The organism is Marinobacterium sp. xm-g-48, assembly GCF_013282925.1.
GTDB lineage: Bacteria > Pseudomonadota > Gammaproteobacteria > Pseudomonadales > Balneatricaceae > Marinobacterium_E.
The window spans coordinates 178458-195495 of the sequence record NZ_WBYQ01000002.1; the positions used below are offsets into that span (position 1 = coordinate 178458).

Annotated in this window: 16 protein-coding genes and 3 tRNA genes; 15 read left to right on the forward strand and 4 right to left on the reverse strand. The window is 44.3% G+C overall.

From position 1 onward, the window contains the following. Positions 1-28 precede the first annotated feature (28 nt). Both XMG48_RS04765 and XMG48_RS04770 read left to right on the forward strand, forming a co-directional pair. On the forward strand, positions 29-904 hold the full coding sequence (locus XMG48_RS04765; RefSeq protein WP_173480922.1) for an NAD(P)-dependent oxidoreductase: 876 nt from the start codon (positions 29-31) through the stop codon (positions 902-904). Between the two features lie 81 nt (positions 905-985). Then, positions 986-1126, forward strand: a complete 141-nt coding sequence (locus XMG48_RS04770; RefSeq protein ID WP_173480923.1) for a hypothetical protein — start codon at positions 986-988, stop codon at positions 1124-1126. 39 nt (positions 1127-1165) lie between these two features. On the opposite strand, the gene XMG48_RS04775 is transcribed toward XMG48_RS04770, so the two are convergent. Next, positions 1166-2032: a DUF1853 family protein gene (locus XMG48_RS04775; protein ID WP_173480924.1), complete on the reverse strand. Its 867-nt coding sequence runs from the start codon at positions 2030-2032 to the stop codon at positions 1166-1168. A gap of 107 nt (positions 2033-2139) precedes the next feature. On the opposite strand from XMG48_RS04775, the gene XMG48_RS04780 reads away from it, so the two are divergent. From XMG48_RS04780 to XMG48_RS04810, 7 genes are all read left to right on the forward strand, one after another. Further along, positions 2140-2451 (forward strand): excinuclease ABC subunit C, encoded by a 312-nt coding sequence (locus XMG48_RS04780; RefSeq protein ID WP_254443571.1) that lies wholly within the window; start codon positions 2140-2142, stop codon positions 2449-2451. A 4-nt stretch (positions 2452-2455) separates the two neighbouring features. After that, complete coding sequence (gene uvrC, locus XMG48_RS04785; protein WP_173480925.1) at positions 2456-4279, forward strand: excinuclease ABC subunit UvrC; 1824 nt, start codon at positions 2456-2458, stop codon at positions 4277-4279. 14 nt (positions 4280-4293) lie between these two features. Then, the gene (gene pgsA, locus XMG48_RS04790; RefSeq protein WP_173480926.1) at positions 4294-4860 is read left to right on the forward strand and encodes a CDP-diacylglycerol--glycerol-3-phosphate 3-phosphatidyltransferase; all 567 of its coding nucleotides are present in this window, start codon (positions 4294-4296) and stop codon (positions 4858-4860) included. Positions 4861-4969: 109 nt separating this feature from the next. Then, positions 4970-5045 (forward strand) — tRNA-Gly (locus XMG48_RS04795). A gap of 4 nt (positions 5046-5049) precedes the next feature. Beyond that, positions 5050-5124: transfer RNA gene (locus XMG48_RS04800), tRNA-Cys, on the forward strand. A 57-nt stretch (positions 5125-5181) separates the two neighbouring features. Further along, a tRNA-Leu gene (locus XMG48_RS04805) sits at positions 5182-5268 on the forward strand. 82 nt (positions 5269-5350) lie between these two features. Next, complete coding sequence (locus XMG48_RS04810) at positions 5351-5722, forward strand: response regulator (RefSeq protein ID WP_173480927.1); 372 nt, start codon at positions 5351-5353, stop codon at positions 5720-5722. Positions 5723-5744: 22 nt separating this feature from the next. On the opposite strand, the gene XMG48_RS04815 is transcribed toward XMG48_RS04810, so the two are convergent. The 3 genes from XMG48_RS04815 to XMG48_RS04825 form a co-directional block, all read right to left on the reverse strand. Then, positions 5745-7466 carry a GGDEF domain-containing phosphodiesterase gene (locus XMG48_RS04815; protein WP_173480928.1) on the reverse strand — a complete coding sequence of 574 codons (1722 nt, stop codon included), beginning with the start codon at positions 7464-7466 and terminating at the stop codon, positions 5745-5747. A gap of 66 nt (positions 7467-7532) precedes the next feature. Further along, complete coding sequence (locus XMG48_RS04820) at positions 7533-9305, reverse strand: EAL domain-containing protein (RefSeq protein ID WP_173480929.1); 1773 nt, start codon at positions 9303-9305, stop codon at positions 7533-7535. An 89-nt stretch (positions 9306-9394) separates the two neighbouring features. Then, entirely contained in the window at positions 9395-11986 is a 2592-nt protein-coding gene (locus XMG48_RS04825; protein ID WP_173480930.1) for an ATP-binding protein, read from the reverse strand. Positions 11987-12085: 99 nt separating this feature from the next. Here XMG48_RS04825 and XMG48_RS12165 point away from each other — a divergent pair, with 99 nt between their 5' ends. The 6 genes from XMG48_RS12165 to XMG48_RS04855 all read left to right on the forward strand — a co-directional run bounded on the left by XMG48_RS12165 (position 12086) and on the right by XMG48_RS04855 (position 17001). Beyond that, positions 12086-12979 (forward strand): NAD(P)-dependent oxidoreductase, encoded by an 894-nt coding sequence (locus XMG48_RS12165; protein WP_371731434.1) that lies wholly within the window; start codon positions 12086-12088, stop codon positions 12977-12979. Between the two features lie 30 nt (positions 12980-13009). Continuing rightward, positions 13010-13345 carry a hypothetical protein gene (locus XMG48_RS04835; RefSeq protein ID WP_173480932.1) on the forward strand — a complete coding sequence of 112 codons (336 nt, stop codon included), beginning with the start codon at positions 13010-13012 and terminating at the stop codon, positions 13343-13345. Between the two features lie 57 nt (positions 13346-13402). Next, on the forward strand, positions 13403-14893 hold the full coding sequence (locus XMG48_RS04840; protein ID WP_173480933.1) for a hybrid sensor histidine kinase/response regulator: 1491 nt from the start codon (positions 13403-13405) through the stop codon (positions 14891-14893). Positions 14894-14944: 51 nt separating this feature from the next. Then, entirely contained in the window at positions 14945-15583 is a 639-nt protein-coding gene (locus XMG48_RS04845; protein ID WP_173480934.1) for a DNA-binding protein, read from the forward strand. A 14-nt stretch (positions 15584-15597) separates the two neighbouring features. Further along, the gene (locus tag XMG48_RS04850; protein ID WP_173480935.1) at positions 15598-16029 is read left to right on the forward strand and encodes a response regulator; all 432 of its coding nucleotides are present in this window, start codon (positions 15598-15600) and stop codon (positions 16027-16029) included. Positions 16030-16677: 648 nt separating this feature from the next. After that, on the forward strand, positions 16678-17001 hold the full coding sequence (locus XMG48_RS04855; RefSeq protein WP_173480936.1) for a zinc ribbon domain-containing protein YjdM: 324 nt from the start codon (positions 16678-16680) through the stop codon (positions 16999-17001). Positions 17002-17038: the final 37 nt, after the last annotated feature.

The following is a 17038-nucleotide window of genomic DNA, read 5'->3' on the forward strand; positions in this document are numbered from 1 at the left end:
GAATCATATAGAGAATAAGGATCATATCATGGCAAACGTTGCTTTTATTGGCTTAGGTACAATGGGTTACCCAATGGCAGGGCATCTTACTAAGGCGGGACATGAAGTCACTGTATACAACCGAACCTTTGCTAAAGCAGAAGCCTGGGTCAGCGAATACGCAGGTAAAGCAGCTAAAACCCCACAAGCAGCCGCTGAAGGCTGTGACATTGTATTTGTGTGTGTCGGTAATGATGATGACCTATACCAGGTTACAACGGGCGACGAGGGTGCCATTAAAGGCATGAAGACTGGTGCAATTCTTGTTGATCACACCACGGCATCCGCTGAAGCGGCTAGAACACTCAATACGGTCTGCCGTGAACAGGGATTGGGATTCATTGATGCTCCTGTGTCTGGCGGACAGGCGGGCGCTGAAAATGGCGTGCTTAGTGTGATGTGTGGTGGTGATTCAGAGGTCTACAAACAGGTTGAACCAGTTATTGATGCTTATGCTAAATCACAAAGCTTGTTGGGTGATGCTGGAGCAGGGCAGTTGGCTAAGATGATGAACCAGATCTGTATTGCAGGTTTGGTGCAGGGGTTAGCTGAAGCGATCCACTTCGGCCAGAAGAGTGGCCTTGATGTTGCCGCCGTTATTGATGTTATACAGCACGGGGCAGCCGGTTCTTGGCAGATGGTTAATCGTCACCAAACAATGATCGATGAAAAGTATGACTACGGTTTCGCTGTTGATTGGATGCGTAAAGACTTAGGTATTGTCCTTAATGAAGCGCGCAGCAATGGCGCACGCCTTCCTGTGACAGCGATTGTGGATCAATTCTATTCGGAAGTTCAGGCGCTGGGAGGCAATCGTTGGGATACCAGCAGTCTGCTGAAGCGACTGCAGTCGATGGATAAATAGTTGTATATATCTTGCAGGAATTGATTTAGATCAATAAAATGCACTCTGTCTTAAACAAACAAATTAATGAGGTTTAGTCAGATGGGCTCAATCGATAAATACAACATGATTTCTCTAGCTCCAAGCCTAGTGATCATCGGTGCAATGCTTGTTATGACAGTTGTCGGCATTAAGCTTCTAAAAGGTGCAATTGCTAAAGATGCGGCGAAAGCTGGCGAATAAGCGACCTTGTTAAAAAAACCGCCTTCATTGGCGGTTTTTTTATCTCTGATTGATCATCGACTCTGCATTATCCACCCAGGCCTCTGGCACAACAAACAGCCTTTCCACTAACTGTCTTGAACAGCCTTTGCCCAACACCACGAACAGTTGTTGTGGTCGGTCGATCACACTCTTTGCTCTCTTTAACAGGTTGCTTTTACTCACTGCGATGTCATGGATATGTGAAGGGGAGGTCAACCATTCAGATCTCGATGGCATTAAAAAACGAACTGCGTCTGGGTATTCATCTAAAAAGCCTTCCAATTCGTTGATGCAAAGCCAGCGGCCACGAGAATGCTGCGGGTGAATGTTATCCGGTATCTTCGATTGGTTATCGCTGACATGGTAGAAGAGCCAGCCAAATATTTGTGCATAGCTCTCAACCGCCGAATCGACCCCTAACGATTGCAGAGTGCGTTTTGCTGGCTCAGACTCAAGAAGTTTTAACTGCTTGTTTTCTATATGTGTGATTTTTCTATCCAGAGAGTCCGTCAGACTAGGACCTAAATAGTCACTCATCTGACCGCTACTCCCAACACGAAGATAAAATTTTATGGCGACCTCTATATGCTGCCAAGCGCCATCTTTGCAGACTAGAAAATCTGCTTCGCCTAAGGTTTTCTTATCCTCAATTATTTGAATATGACTTTTTAAATCAGTTATTTGAGAAAATGTTTTAAGATGAAGCTCGAATAGGTCCTCAAAGTGAACACCTAGCCTGTGATGATGTTTAAGCTTCGAAATCAAGGAAGCGTTAATAGCGAGAGGGTCACGTCTAAACTTGTTTTCACCCACCAGTGTTTGGGCTTGGCTTAACCAGGCAAGTTCACTCGCTGTCTGCTCTGTTGTGTAGACGATCTTTTTCATAAAACACGCTGGCTGAATTTTAAATTCAAATTAACATTCTAGCGGCCAATACGGTACTCTATAGTCTCAATTTTAGTGAGCGAGTTAAGGAGCAGGGAATGGCTTTAATGACTAAACGTCAAGCTCTAGAAGCTGAAGCGGAAGCACGAATGGAGAAAACCACTCGTAGTCCACGTCTCTCTGATACGGATATTAATTACATCCTCATCAACGGTGCACAAATTGCACTGAGCAAAATGAAACGTGCCGATGCCTATGATGATCGTCTCTACTATCATGCGCAAATCAGTGCTTACCTTGAGGTGTCACTTTCACGTGGCGCAGGGATCACCGACGATACTCGCGATGATTTAAACAACCTCTACAAAGAGGCCACTTACATCTACATGGAATCGAAACGTAACCGTGCCAGGGATTAATTGATTGACGACGTTTGATCCTAAAGCCTTCTTAGCAACACTCCCTAACAAAGCTGGCTGTTATCAGATGTACGACAGTTCTGGTGAGCTGTTGTATGTCGGTAAAGCAAAGAACTTAAAGAACCGGGTCTCAAGCTATTTCAGAGAGACCGGTCTCTCTATTAAGACCCAAGCATTAGTCAGCAAAATCCAATCCATTGAGATTACGTCAACCGGTTCTGAGACAGAAGCACTGCTGCTAGAGCAGAATTTAATTAAGCAGTATCGACCGCCTTACAACATATTGTTGCGTGATGATAAGTCTTACCCCTACATATTGATCACCGATAAAGACGAATTTCCAGCCGTTAGATATCAACGCGGAAAACGTTCTCCCAACGGCACTCTATTTGGCCCTTTTCCTAGCGGTGGCGCGGTAAAAGAGAGTCTGAATCTTCTACAGAAGCTGTTTAAAGTACGTCAGTGTGACGACAGTTTTTTCCGTAACCGTTCTAGACCCTGCCTGCAGTACCAAATAGAGCGCTGCAGCGCTCCCTGTGTGGGTTTAGTTGACGATGCGGATTACCAGCGTGACGTGCGTCATACCAAGCTTTTTTTGCAGGGTAAAAACCCAAAAGTGATGAGTGAGCTCGCATCCGAAATGGAGGCTGCCTCTCGTCAATTAGCGTTCGAAAAAGCCGCTCAGCTTCGGGATCAATTGGCTCGCTTGCAGCACGTACAAGAGCAGCAGACCGTTATCGGTCAAAAAGGTGAGGCGGATGTCTTTGGCGTAGCCGTTCAACCTGGCGGCGTTTGCGTACACGTTCTTTTTGTCCGTCAGGGGCGAGTTATTGGCTCCAAAGTGTATTATCCCCGAATTGCTATCGAAGACAGTGCAGAGGATGTCTTAAGCGCTTTTATTGCTCAGTTTTACTTGGCTGGCGGGCGCGAGATACCAGAGTCTATTATTACGGCGATTGAACTGCCCGAGTCTAACCTTCTCAGTGAAGCTCTTAGTCAAATGCGCGAACGTAAAGTCTCTATTACTAGTAAAGTGCGTTCTGATCGCAACAGTTGGCTTAAGTTAGCTCAGCAAAATGCCGAACAGAATTTACAGTCACAGCTGGCCAATAAACAAAATATCTATAACCGATTCCTAGATCTTCAGTCAGCGCTAGGCATGGAGGAGATCCCCTCAAGACTTGAGTGTTTCGACATCAGCCACTCCAGTGGAGAGGCTACTGTGGCCTCTTGTGTAGTGTTTGATCGCAATGGCCCGCTGAAACGTGACTATCGTAAATATAATATCGAAGGTATTACTGGGGGTGATGACTACGCCGCCATGAACCAAGCCTTGCACCGTCGTTTTGAAAAGGCGACCAGTGCGGATGCAATACTCCCTGATATCCTGGTTATTGACGGGGGTAAAGGACAGGTAGCTCAGGCTGTTGAGGTGCTTAATGAGCTCAATATTCAAGGGATCAAGGTAATTGGTATCGCGAAAGGCCCAACACGTAAAGCGGGCTTTGAAATTCTGATTGATGCCGAAACAGGCAGCGAGAATATATTGCAGTCTGACTCTCTTGCGCTTCATTTGTTGCAACACATCCGTGACGAATCCCACCGATTTGCCATCACGGGTCACCGTGCGCGTCGTGCTAAAGCGAGAAAGCAGTCACTACTCGAAGGCATTGATGGCGTCGGCCCTAAACGCCGTAGAGAGCTACTGAAACATTTCGGAAGTGCGAAAGCGGTTGAGTCAGCAAGTGTTGAAGAAATCGCAAAAGTCTCTAGTATTAGTAATAGTCTTGCAGAGACGATCTATCTCGCTCTGCACCCCGATAGCTAAAGGTGCTTCTCTGCATGAATCTACCCAACGTATTAACTCTGTTACGTATTGTTTTAATTCCATTTTTCATCATTGCATACTACTGGCCGACACCTTTTGCCGGTTGGATATCAGCAGGAATCTTTGCCTTAGCGGCCGTTACTGATTGGTTGGATGGTTATCTCGCTCGCAAATGGCAGCAAGAGAGCAGCTTTGGGGCATTCCTTGACCCTGTGGCCGATAAGTTAATGGTCGCTGCGGCTTTGATTTTACTGGTCGATACCTATGGACGTCTCTTTTCTGATTGGCCTGCCATTCTCTCGATTCCAGCCATCATCATAGTCGGTCGTGAAATCGTGATCTCTGCATTGCGTGAATGGATGGCTGAAATAGGGGAGCGCGCTCAGGTTGCCGTCTCTATGATTGGTAAAGCTAAAACAGCCCTTCAAATGCTAGCCATCTTTATCATGATTGGTGCTGCGCCCGGAACGACTCTGGCCTGGATCGGGGTCGGTATTCTCTATGCTGCTGCGCTACTAACGCTATGGTCTATGTTTGTCTACCTGCGTGCTGCTTGGCCACACCTTAAACCTAATCAGTGATAGGCCTTAAAGTCGAGTAAGTGGTTATTTTTTAAGCAGATCTAATTTCAATCTAGCGATTGACAGGGTGGGTGAAGCGTCTATAATACGCGCCACTTGTTCAGCAAGTGCGGGAATAGCTCAGTTGGTAGAGCGCAACCTTGCCAAGGTTGAGGTCGCGAGTTCGAGCCTAGTTTCCCGCTCCAATATGGCGAGTTGGCAGAGCGGTGATGCAAATGATTGCAAATCATTACTAGGCCGGTTCGACTCCGGTGCTCGCCTCCATATTCTCTTCCTAAAGATCTCTCTTTAGGGATGTATCAAACGATACACATCATCAATGCCCTGGTGGTGGAATTGGTAGACACAGCAGACTTAAAATCTGCCGGCCGTTAGGCTGTACCGGTTCAAGTCCGGTCCGGGGCACCATTTTTATCTACTTTTTCTTGTCTACTTTCATCTTCTTGCTAAACTAAATTTACGTTTAACATTCTTATTAAGTAGTTGAGATATGTCTAAAAAAACCATCCTTTGCATTGACGATGACTCGTTTACCCTTGCCCAGATCCGTGATGCTTTGGAGTCTGATTATAAATTGGTCTGTGCAGTTGACCCTGAAGTGGGACTTTCATTAGCGGTCAAACGCCAACCCGATCTGATTCTACTTGATGTCAATATGCCGGGAATGAATGGATTAGAGTTGGCTGATCTGCTCGACAAAATCACCATGACCAGCAATATACCTGTGATTTTCCTGAGTGCATTTGCCACCCCTGAGATACAGGAGCGTGCAGAACAGTTAGAAGCAAAGGCGTTTTTAACTAAGCCATGTAACGGTCGTTACATTAAAGAGATGGTCGCTAAGTTTTTAGAGACTGAGTAGATACTTTGTTAGATCGCACTCTCTAAGCTGAGTAGCGATCTAACATCTCCTGCGAACTTAACGGTTTGCTGAAATAGTAGCCTTGAATGTAATCGCAACCCAGCTCTTTCAGAGCAAGCAGTTGCTCCTCTTGTTCCACACCCTCAGCGATCACTTTGATTCCTAGCGATTTTGACATCTGAATAATCGCTTTACAGACGGATAGGTTTCGACTGTTTTCGGGTAGTCCGTCGATGAATACTTTATCGATTTTCAAATAATCAATTTTAAAGTCCAGTAGATAAGATAAGGCAGAGTAACCGGTTCCGAAGTCATCCAACGCCAGCTCAATCTGATTTTGTGAACAGTATCCCATTAAATCATTGAGCTTTTCAGACGGAAGAAAGAGCGAGCCTTCCGTCAATTCAAGCCGTAACTTGAGCAGTTTTCCATGGTTTAAGTTAGAGAGGAGATTGATGATATCTGAACTACTATTTTCACCAGTATTAAGGCTTCGCGCAGAGACGTTCACAGAGAAAACGGGCAAAGGGTCGATAACGGTTTGCCACCGCTGAGCGGCCTCAATCGTCTTATGAAAAACTCGCTCATCCAATTGCGCAATAATGCCTATCTCTTCTGCAATTTGGATAAATTCATCTGGTGAAATCTGGCCATAGTAGGGGTGTTGCCACCGCGCTAGGGCTTCAACACTGTATAACTGCTCCGTATCACAACTAATAATTGGCTGAAACATCACCTCGATTTGATCGTCTGCAACCGCCTGTTTTAGATCTGCGATGAGTGTTTGACGCCTAATCGAAGCGGTCGTCATTTCAGGTGAATAGAAAACAAATTGATTGTCTCCGAGCTGTTTTGCTCGATAGAGCGCCTGCTCAGTAAACTTCAGCAGGTCGGTTGCATCAAGCGCATCTGATGGAAATTCAGCCGCACCAATACAGCAGGAGATATCGTATTGCTGATTTTGATAGAAAAATGGTGCTTGAATGTTGGATCGAATTTTAATCGCTAAATCGACTATGTTGGTTTTATTCTTTTGATTATCGATGAGCAACAGGAACTCATCACTACCGACTCGCGCCACTATGTCATGGTCAGACACATTATTATGAATGCATTCAGCAACATGAATCAGTATCGCATCGCCGCAACCATGACCGTAACTGTCATTAAACGATTTAAACCGATCTATATCCAGTGCAAGTAGTGTGTAGCGGTGCCCAGTATTAGCCTCGTGAATAGATGAATTCAAACAACCCACAAAGTAATTACGATTAGGTAGTCCAGTCAGGGCATCATAGTTTGTGTGTTGCCAGATGAGCTTTTCACGACGCTTATCTTTGGTGATGTCTCGACCAAAACCAATCAACCCGACAATTTTTCCATCACTGTTCCTAAGGGGTAACTTTGAACAAAGATTAAATGTCTCACCGCCCTTAGGCCAGGTTTCAGTATAGAGTTTGGCAAGCAGTGGCTCACCAGTCTGCATAAGGTCCAACTCTTCCTGTCTCATCGCTTCTGCATGTTCAGCAGTGTAAAAGTCAAAATCACTCTTGCCCAGTATTTGGTCAACCTCTTTTAGCCCATAATGTAGGGCTAGGTTCCTATTTGCGTAAATCAAGGTTGACGAGAGATCTTTAATAAATACCTGATCGAAACAGTTTTCTAGTATCACGTTCAACAGTGGCTGATCCCTGAACCACTCAGTCGTTAGGGAATCCACAATTTGTGTTGTGTAGCGCGACATATAATCAGCCTTGATGGTTAACTACCTTAAGCATAGTCGATTATTAGAAAGTTGCTTACCTCTTTGCTAAGAGAAAGAGTATTGTCTATTCGCGCTGGTCACTAATGGCTGCGGTGGGAACTCATTTGGTAGTAGGGGTGCATCAAATAGATAACCTTGTCCCTCTTCACACCCCATATTTACGAGCATTCTGTACTGCTCTTTAGTCTCTATACCCTCAGCGACTACCACCAGATCAAAGGTATGCGCTAAAGCAATGATTGCTTGAACTAAGCGTCGCGATTTTTCAGAAAAAGTCATCTGATCGATAAAGCATCGATCAATTTTTAACGTATCCAAAGGTAAATTTTGAAGATAAGAGAGAGAAGAGAAACCTGTCCCAAAATCATCCATCGCAATGGATATGCCTAATTGACGAATCTCATTAAGAACTGAGATTGCATAGTCGACATTAGAGATGAACATAGACTCTGTAATCTCAATTTGAATTTGAGAGGGTGAGACGCCATGTTTGACCAATGTTGATTGCACAAATGATATAAAGTTTGGGTTGAATAGCTGAATAGGCGATGCGTTTATCGCCAATGTAAAGTCCATGCCGACTCGTCCCGATTTAAGCCAGCTGTTAAGTTGTTTGACTGACTCATCAAACGCCCATTCACCAATTTCATTGATCATGCCAATTCGCTCCGCAATGGGAATGAACAGCTCTGGTGAAATTTTGCCAAGGTTGCTATTTTCCCATCTTAATAACGCCTCAGCGCCGATGACAGATCCTTTGCTGATCGAAACCTTAGGTTGGTAAGTTAGATAGAGCTCTTTATTGATGATGGCACGTCTCAATTCAGATTCAATCTTTGCTTCGTGATTGTTCGAGTCATCCATCTGTTGGTCGTAGGCATCATAATCTAGGCCGCTATTAAGACAGGGAACAGCCAGTACCGCTCTCCGGATTAATTCACCGGGTTGTTTAATCAGTCCTTTAGATACAGCGAATCCAATTCGGACAGAAAGTTTATAGTGCAGTGTGCCGATTTCATGAATACCGGTTAACAATCGATGCATGCGTCTTGCGAATTGCTCTTCGAAAGCAGGGTCAATTTCAGTCTCTTTAATCGCGATAAATTGATTGGCATTCCAAGCACCGATCATTGCGACCTGATTAGCAGCTGACTCCGATATAAGCTTGGCGAGCGTTTGCATGGCTCGATCGTATATCTCATAGCCGTACGTTTTTGCTAAAGCATCCGCTCCATCTATTTCAATAAAGTAGGCCGTTAAGTCCTTCTCTAGCGCAAACTCTTCAAAGATATGTTTCTGAATTGCTCTTCGGTTAGGCAATCCAGTGGTTTCATCGGTGTAACCCAGGGCTTTCAGAGAGGCAATATCATCATCCGCTATGTAAGCATTGACATAAGTTGAGTCAGAGGCTGTTCTAACCGAACCCAATGTCGTTTTTAGAATATTGCTGATGCGTTCAATAATCAGCTGATGATCAAAGGGTTTATTTAAAAACTCGACCGCCCCTAATGCCAGCGCTTTTGTGCGGGTCTCCATATCAGTTTGCGCGGTTAGCAATATGATGGGAGGATGTTTGTTGGAGAATGCTTCGTCCAATTGTTGCATGACTTCAAAGCCATTCATGCCAGGCATTCGAATATCTAGAAGTATCAGGTCTGGCAGGCTCTGTTTTGTCTCTTGAAGAACCTGTAACGGGTCTGTTAAAGACCTTAGGTGGGTAAAACCCTGATCCTCTAATAGATCTTCTAAAAGAAGTACGTTCGCTTCGTTGTCATCAACTATGAGGATATTGGCGTCAAGAATGTTTTCGCGGCTCATTTAATTTACCTCCTCAAAGTAGTCATCAATTAGGTCGTAAAATTTAGGTATATCGATCGGCTTGGTTAGGTAGTGATCAAATCCCTCGTTTAAGCCTCGTTTAAGCCTCGTTTAACATCGTTTGGCATAGCATTGGCCGATAGCGCGATGCAGGGAGTGCCCTCCAAACTTGGCTCCTGTTTGAGGCGTTTTAATAACTGAAATCCATCCATTCCCGGCATATTGATATCAAGAATAATAAGATCAGGCCGATGGGTTTTAGCCATCTCTAAACCCAGGAAGGGCTCATGAGCAACGACAAGATTTATGCTTTCAAAATCTTCAAAAATATCCTGCATGAGTCGCTGATTGGCTGGATTATCTTCAACGTAAAGAACAACCTTTTCTGATTGGCTGGTTAGATCAGTATTGAGTTGATCATTTTGTACCTTGCCGGATGTGAATGAGTCACTCTTAACCTGGCAGTTAGCCAGTGGTAGCGTTACAGTGAAGGTACTTCCGGTGTGATCGCTTTTCACATCGATCGTACCATTCATATATTCGACAACCTTTCTTGTTAGCGCTAGCCCGACACCGGTTCCCTCTATGCCAGAGTTTTCTGCATTGCTTCGATTGAATGGCTCAAATATATGATCAATCTGATCATCGCTGATACCGATCCCGGTATCCTGAACATGCACGAGTACTGATTGGTCAACCACCTCCCAAGACAACTCAACTGAACCTTGTTGGCGGTTGTATTTAATGGCGTTGGAGAGCAGGTTGATCAGTACCTGTTTGAGTCTGGTGTAGTCTGCCATCGCCTCAATATGCTGTGCGTTAGCTTTAACCAGAATAGAGATACCACTCTTGTCCGCTAGTGGCTGCAGCACCTCTAGGGTTTCATTGGCAACGCTATCGACCAGCGTAGGTTCTAGTGAAATTGAGAGCTTACCCGCTTCAATTTTGGCAAGATCTAAAATGTCATTGATCAGTGTCAGAAGATGCTTACCACTCGAGTTGATTTGGTGCACCTGTTTTGACTGCTTCTCATTGAGAGGGGTCTTTCTATTAGCTTGGAGCAGTTCTGAGAAGCCAATGATTGAGTTCAGTGGTGTTCTTAACTCATGGCTCATAGAGCTTAAGAATTCACTCTTAGCACGGCTTGCATCTTCGATTAGATCCTTCGCTGCTTCAAGCTCCGCTGTGAAACGTTCCCGCTCATTCATCTGACGGTAGAGCTGAATCAGTAAAGAGCAGGTGGCAACAAAGGGTTCTAACCAATTGACCAGCTCATCATTCAGCTCTGATTCTGAGTTGGCAATGGCGATCATGCCTAGCGTTTTATCACCTTGTTTAATAGGCATTCCTAGCAAATTATGCAGAGGAGGGTGTCCATCAGGTAGACCGCGTCGACCCGGTGCTGTGGCGGGTGATTCTGTTAAGACCACCTCGCCTTGAGCAAACACACGACCTAACAGGGATTTCGTGTTAGTTACCCGACTCGAACCTGCTAAGAATTTTTGCATCAAACTTTTCGACTCTTTATCCCAGGAGAGATCAGTTAAAGAGTGAACGATCAGTTCAGGTTCTGACTTGCTTGGATCCACCTCACCAATCAGCGCATATTCGCTATTGGTTAACTCGCGTAATGACTCCTGCAGAAAAGACCATATAGAGTTACCACTGATCAGCGCTTCATAATCAGTTAGACCTTTATGAAGCTTATCCAACAGCATGCTTTGTCGCTCTAACTCACGCTCTTTGCGCTTAGTTTCACGAAGATCCGTCACTATCCCAATGAACTCATTTTGAGATTGGTCATCAATAACCACTTCAATGACGGCCAGATGTATGGGTATCAGCTCGCCACTTTTACTGATGGCTGATACTTCACGACCTTCACCGATCACCGAACTGTTGTGAGTGGCATTTTGGCGCTTATCACGGTCGTAATGTTTTAGGTATCCATCATGGTGTTTAGCAATATCCTTAGGCATCAACATTGATATGTTTTGACCTACAAGCTCGTCGATAGAGTAGCCAAATAGAGATTCAGCTTTTTTGTTAGCATCCTCGATAATGCCGCGGTGACTGATCCGAATAACGGCAGCGGCTGCATTCGATACAAGGCTTGATTGCCTAGCCAATTCACGGCGAAGAAGATCACGTGAACTAATAATCTCTCTGTTTTTCTCTTCGTTATCTTTTTGTCGCACATGTAAGGCGATGAGAGCCTCAGCCTGCAGGGCAAAAGAGTTTAGAAGCTCCTTCTGCTCCTCAGTAAACTGGCGTGGCTTTGTATCAATGACACAGAACGAACCTAGACAGAAACCATTAGTGTCGTGTATTGGGGTGCCGCAATAGAAGCGTATGTTTGGCGCTCCGATCACCAGTGGATTATCATGAAAGTCAGGATGTTCAAGGGCATTACGCACCTCGAGTAGTTTGTGATCGTGAACCACATGGGAACAAAAAGCTTCATCACGACCGGTTTCACAAACATCTAATCCGTAAATGGATTTAAACCACTGTCGCTTACTATCTATTATTGAGACAGCGCAGATAGGGGTATTAAAAATATGAGCCGCCTGAGCTGTAAGCTGATCGAAATAGAGGTCACTGGGCGTATCGAGTAGACCAATGGATTTTAAGCTAGCAATGCGTTGAGTTTCATCTTCAGGGTGAGCGGCGATTCTCATAAACACCTTTTATCAATCGGTTTAAAGTTCACCCAAACTGCATGTGTCGTAAATTCACATATAAGGTGTTTATTAACAAATTAGTACAAAAATAAAAAAGTGCTAAAAAATTTTGAGGTAATTATGTCTAAGATCTCTTTTCTTGGGATTGGCCTAATGGGCTTGCCTATGGCAAAGCGCTTGTTGAGTGAGGGTGTAGAGTTAACCGTCTGGAACAGAACGCAAGAGAAATGCTTGTCCTTAAAAGAGGATGGCGCCGCTGTTGCCGAAGACCTTAGCGAAGTCGCACAGAGCGATATCATTATTACCATGCTAGCTGATGGCCAGGTCGTCGAAGAGGTTATCTCTATGCTACTGCCTCAACTCACGAAACAGCATCTGGTGATCGATATGAGCTCAACATCGCAAAAAGAGGTCATCAGCATCGCTGACAAAGTTGAATCAACCGGTGCACGTTTCATAGACGCACCTGTGTCAGGAGGAGTGAAAGGCGCCGAAGAGGGTACACTGGCCATTATGGCAGGAAGTCGTGATGAGCGAACATTCGAAGAGGCCAATGTCGTTTTTTCATCAATGGGGCGAGCCACAAGAGTAGGGGATGTAGGATCTGGTCAGCTATCTAAACTGGCCAATCAGGCTATAGTAGGCGGTACCATCGCTATTGTATCGGAGGCTGTATTGCTGCTGGAACGAGCAGGCGTTGATTCTGAAGCCTTTAGACGCGCACTGTCAGGCGGGTTTGCTGATAGCACCATCCTTCAGTTACACGGTAAGCGTATGAGCGAACGAACATTTGAACCGGGCGGCAAAGTCACAACTCAACTCAAAGATGAGAAAAATGTTCTCGAAGCTGCGCAATCATTGAACTTAGAGCTGCCTGTTACAAAAGCCATTTATGAGCGGTATCAAGATCTTTCTGAGAATATGGGTAAAGGTGACTTAGATCACTCTGCGCTTTTCCTACAGTTACTCAAAATTAATAATTTAGGCTAGAATGCAATAAAACACTCTAGGGGAAATAGCATGCAGGGCAGTAAAGTCGTAAGTAAAAGCGCTTTGAAAGTGTATGTCCGTATGCATGATGGGGCCCGTCTAGTCGGAGCATTCTATCTAGCCCCAGGGGAGCGACTTCAAGATATTATGAATGATGACCGCTCCTTCATCCCACTCTACCTAGACGACACCAAAGAGAACAACCCGGTTGTGATGATATCTAAACGTTATGTCTCTCAAGTTGAAGAGATAAAGGACAGTAGAGACAATTCATCAACAACCACGAACACCAATCGTCCGATGAACTTTACCCTAGCGGATGAGCAAAACTCGCCTGACTCATTAAAAAAATTAGAGCTCGAGTAGCGATTGGCATAATTCCTGCTATGTTTTAACTAAAGTTATTAGTTAAAGCAGTGACCATTGAAGCAGAATCGATCAAACAATCATCAAATCGAGTCAGACACGCAATATACAAAGTTGTGTAAAGCCTTTGATTCACTCGATGAATCTCAATTTGATATTGTCATAGACTCTAGTACTGAGAAGGTTCATTTAGATGCCAGGGCTCAGCAGTTTTTTGTCTTATCAACACCTCTACCTCTGAATCAGTTCGACGCTTATTTCACCCCAGCTAATAAACTCATTGAAACGGCACCAATACGGTCTGGCACCAACTTTCGATACAGAGGAATTGATAAAGAGGTGCATCATCTGTCAGCCTATGAAACGAGAACAGAAACTGCGCCTCATTTAAAACATATTCGCTTTAAGCGTATCGATCTCTTTGATCCATCAAAACTGACCGAAATCGAAGAGAAATTGATTAATCAGAGACAATTGTTCGCCATCATCTCTCACGAGATGAGAACGCCTGTCGCTACCCTGCAAATGCTTATTGAAGATCTAGAGCAGGGTGCTCCTAGTCCAAAACATACAGAACAGATGAAAAATACCGTTGATCATCTGATGTCTGTACTGCAGGACATGACGCAAGCCGTTAATCCTGAAAGGGCGCTGCCAATAAGCAAGACAGCATTCCATCCTAATCAGCTATTAATCGATGCTCACTCACTGTTGACAAGGTTAGCTGAGCTCAACGGCATGGTTGTGAAATTAGAGCTCATAGATAACGAAAATATAAGGCTTGAGTCAGATAAACAACGCATAAAAATCATAGCGTTAAATCTGATAAAGAATGCAATACATCACTCTAAAGGCAGCACAATTAATGTGAAGGTTGAGTGGATACAAAGAGTAGATAAGGGTTACTTGGTGCTCACTGTATCTGACGATGGCCAAGGAATACCGAAAGAGGCAACCAATAAGATATTTGAGCCGTTTGAAAGGCTGGGCACAAAGGTTGATGGCAGTGGCCTTGGTTTGTTTATTGTAAGGCAATCACTCAACGAGCTGCATGGCGACGTTGATGTCGATCGAAATGAGCAGGGTGGCGCTCGTTTTGTTGTCAAGATACCTATGGTTGATCTTAATGCAAAGCAGTCTGAGCCAGTGTTTAGACAAGAATCTAAAGATACTGGAGATCTGCTTAAGCGCCTTAACCTACTGGTCGTTGAGGACGACCCCATCATAAGAATGGTCTCTAAAAACCTACTGGGTAAATTAGTAAACCAGGTGGATGTCGCGGAAAATGGCCATCTAGGATACGAAATGGCGACTCGCAAAGAGTATGACCTCATTCTAAGTGATTTCTTTATGCCGGTACTGGATGGCCGGCAAATGATCCAAAAGCTAAGAAAAGAGGGTGTGTCTGTACCCATAGTGGCAGTGACTGCCGCCGTCATGGGGCAGGAGTCTGAGGCACTACTCGATGCCGGTGCGAATAAAGTCATCGCAAAACCCATATCAATGAATACCTTTCTGGAAGTTGTTGAGCAGTGTGTTGCTAGATAACAGCTCGTCTTATCTATATAGTACGTATTTTAAATATGTATTATGTATCAAATGACCAGTATAAAACGCGAACAAGTCTACGAAATTGCCGACGAACTGCTAAGGCAGGGCATCAAACCCACCCAACAAAATGTCAGAGACAGACTCGGGTCTGGCTCATTAACCACAATTAACAAAGCACTCAATGAGTGGTGGAGCGGGTTAGGGCAGAGATTAGACGCGCAAGCCAGTGGCTACGATCTTCCAGAGCCTGTTATTAAGCTCGCCAGCAAGATCTGGACGGATGCGATTGCCTACGCAAACCGAGCCAGTGAAAGCAAGCACAAAGAGGCTGACGAAGAGCGCAAGAAACTCACAGAAGAGCTGTCAACAATTGACAGTAAATACACCCAACAAATAGTTGATTTAAATACTATTATTAGCGAAAGAAATAACGAGATCAGCAAGCTTAAAATGGAATTGAACCAGGCTGTAACCAATCTTGGTAATGAGCGAGATCAGTCATACAGGGCAGCCAAAGCCTTAATGGATGCTGAGACCAAGCTAAAGCAATCCGAAGCGGGCGTACACAACAATGAGGGCTTGCTTGAAGCACAAGTACGGTTGAAAATACAGGCCGAAGAGATTGCGCGCCTTAATGCTGAAGTGTTGAGATTATCGACAGAAAACGCGCAGCTGAAGCTTAAATAGAGACCGGAAATAGCATGCTCATTCACGTTAAACCCTGTGCGGACACCGATAAGCTCAAGAAAATTGTTACGAACAGCAATCCTGGAGACAATATCAATGTCTCTAGCTTGCAGCAATTTGAGCAGCTCAAAGGTCTAATCATTGATGCAAGGGCGATAGATCTTAAGCTATCACTGATTGATGATGATGGTTATGTGCTAAAACAGATCTCCACTAAGCGTCGAGATATCCAGAGTAGCGCCGCAAAGAGCCCAGGCTTCACAGCACGCCAAATGTCCGTTATCTCTGCGCTAGAGCGCGTCATGACGCTTCTCGACAAGGAGGGGATCAACCTAATCGGCTACAGTGACGAGCTGGTCGCAACCATTGCAGATGACTCATCATTGCAAACTGGTGAGCTTGCTATCGACATAGACACCAAGGGCATCTACAAAGGCGCTTTGTAAGGTTCTTATTCGCTTTGTGGCAAAAGATAGAGGTAGGGATCTCCTGCCTTTTATTTATAATACTATATTTAACATAATATATATTATACGTATCTTTATATATCGTTATTGCGGTAGCTATGTTTAGGTAATTATTCGCTAACCTATTACTGAAAGACCGATAAAAACCATCAGATCAACACATCTAATAGCGCCTAAAAAGAATCAATCACCACCCTTAAGGCTTAATAAGCACTGAAAACCGATTGACCCCAACCAAACCATTGGCTGTTGATAGTTGTGTTAATCAATCTGAGGATCACTTGTGTGCAAACAATCACATTCAGAGCTTGTAGCGCCTTCCGTCATATATTTGCGTAAGGGTTAAAAACAGTTGAGCTTATCTAACCTTTAACGAAAATTGCCTTATCTCCTTTATTTAAATATTTAAAAACAGCTGTTTACCGAACAAAACAATAATCAACCTTATTTTTATACCCCTTTATCTTCGCGCGTATCTAAGCCTGCTAACCGCCGTTATTTGGCTCTATTAAAATGATTCATGATGCTTTTAGGTGAGGATTGATGCGGTTTTTCAGTGTGGATAACTTTTATGAACTGCTTTAAATCAGGTATGATTAATCCCTTATTTTTATTAAGGAATTTCCGATGTCAGACTCATACCCAGCTTGCCCTGAATGCTCCTCTCCATATGCCTATGAAGATCAAGGACAACTTGTCTGCCCTGAATGCGGATATGAGTGGGATCCCAATGCAGCGGCTGAGTCTGAAGACCTGCTGATTGTTAAAGATGCAAACGGTAATCAGCTGCAAGAAGGTGATTCTGTAACCTTGATTAAAGATCTTAAAGTCAAAGGTGGTGGTACAGAGAAAGTTGGCACTAAATTCCAAGTTCGACGTTTAGTAGACGGGGATCACAATATCGATTGTGGCAAATTGATGCTGAAATCAGAGTTCGTTAAAAAGGCCTAAAGTATTAAGGTGTCAGGCTTTTGGCCTGACACCCTGC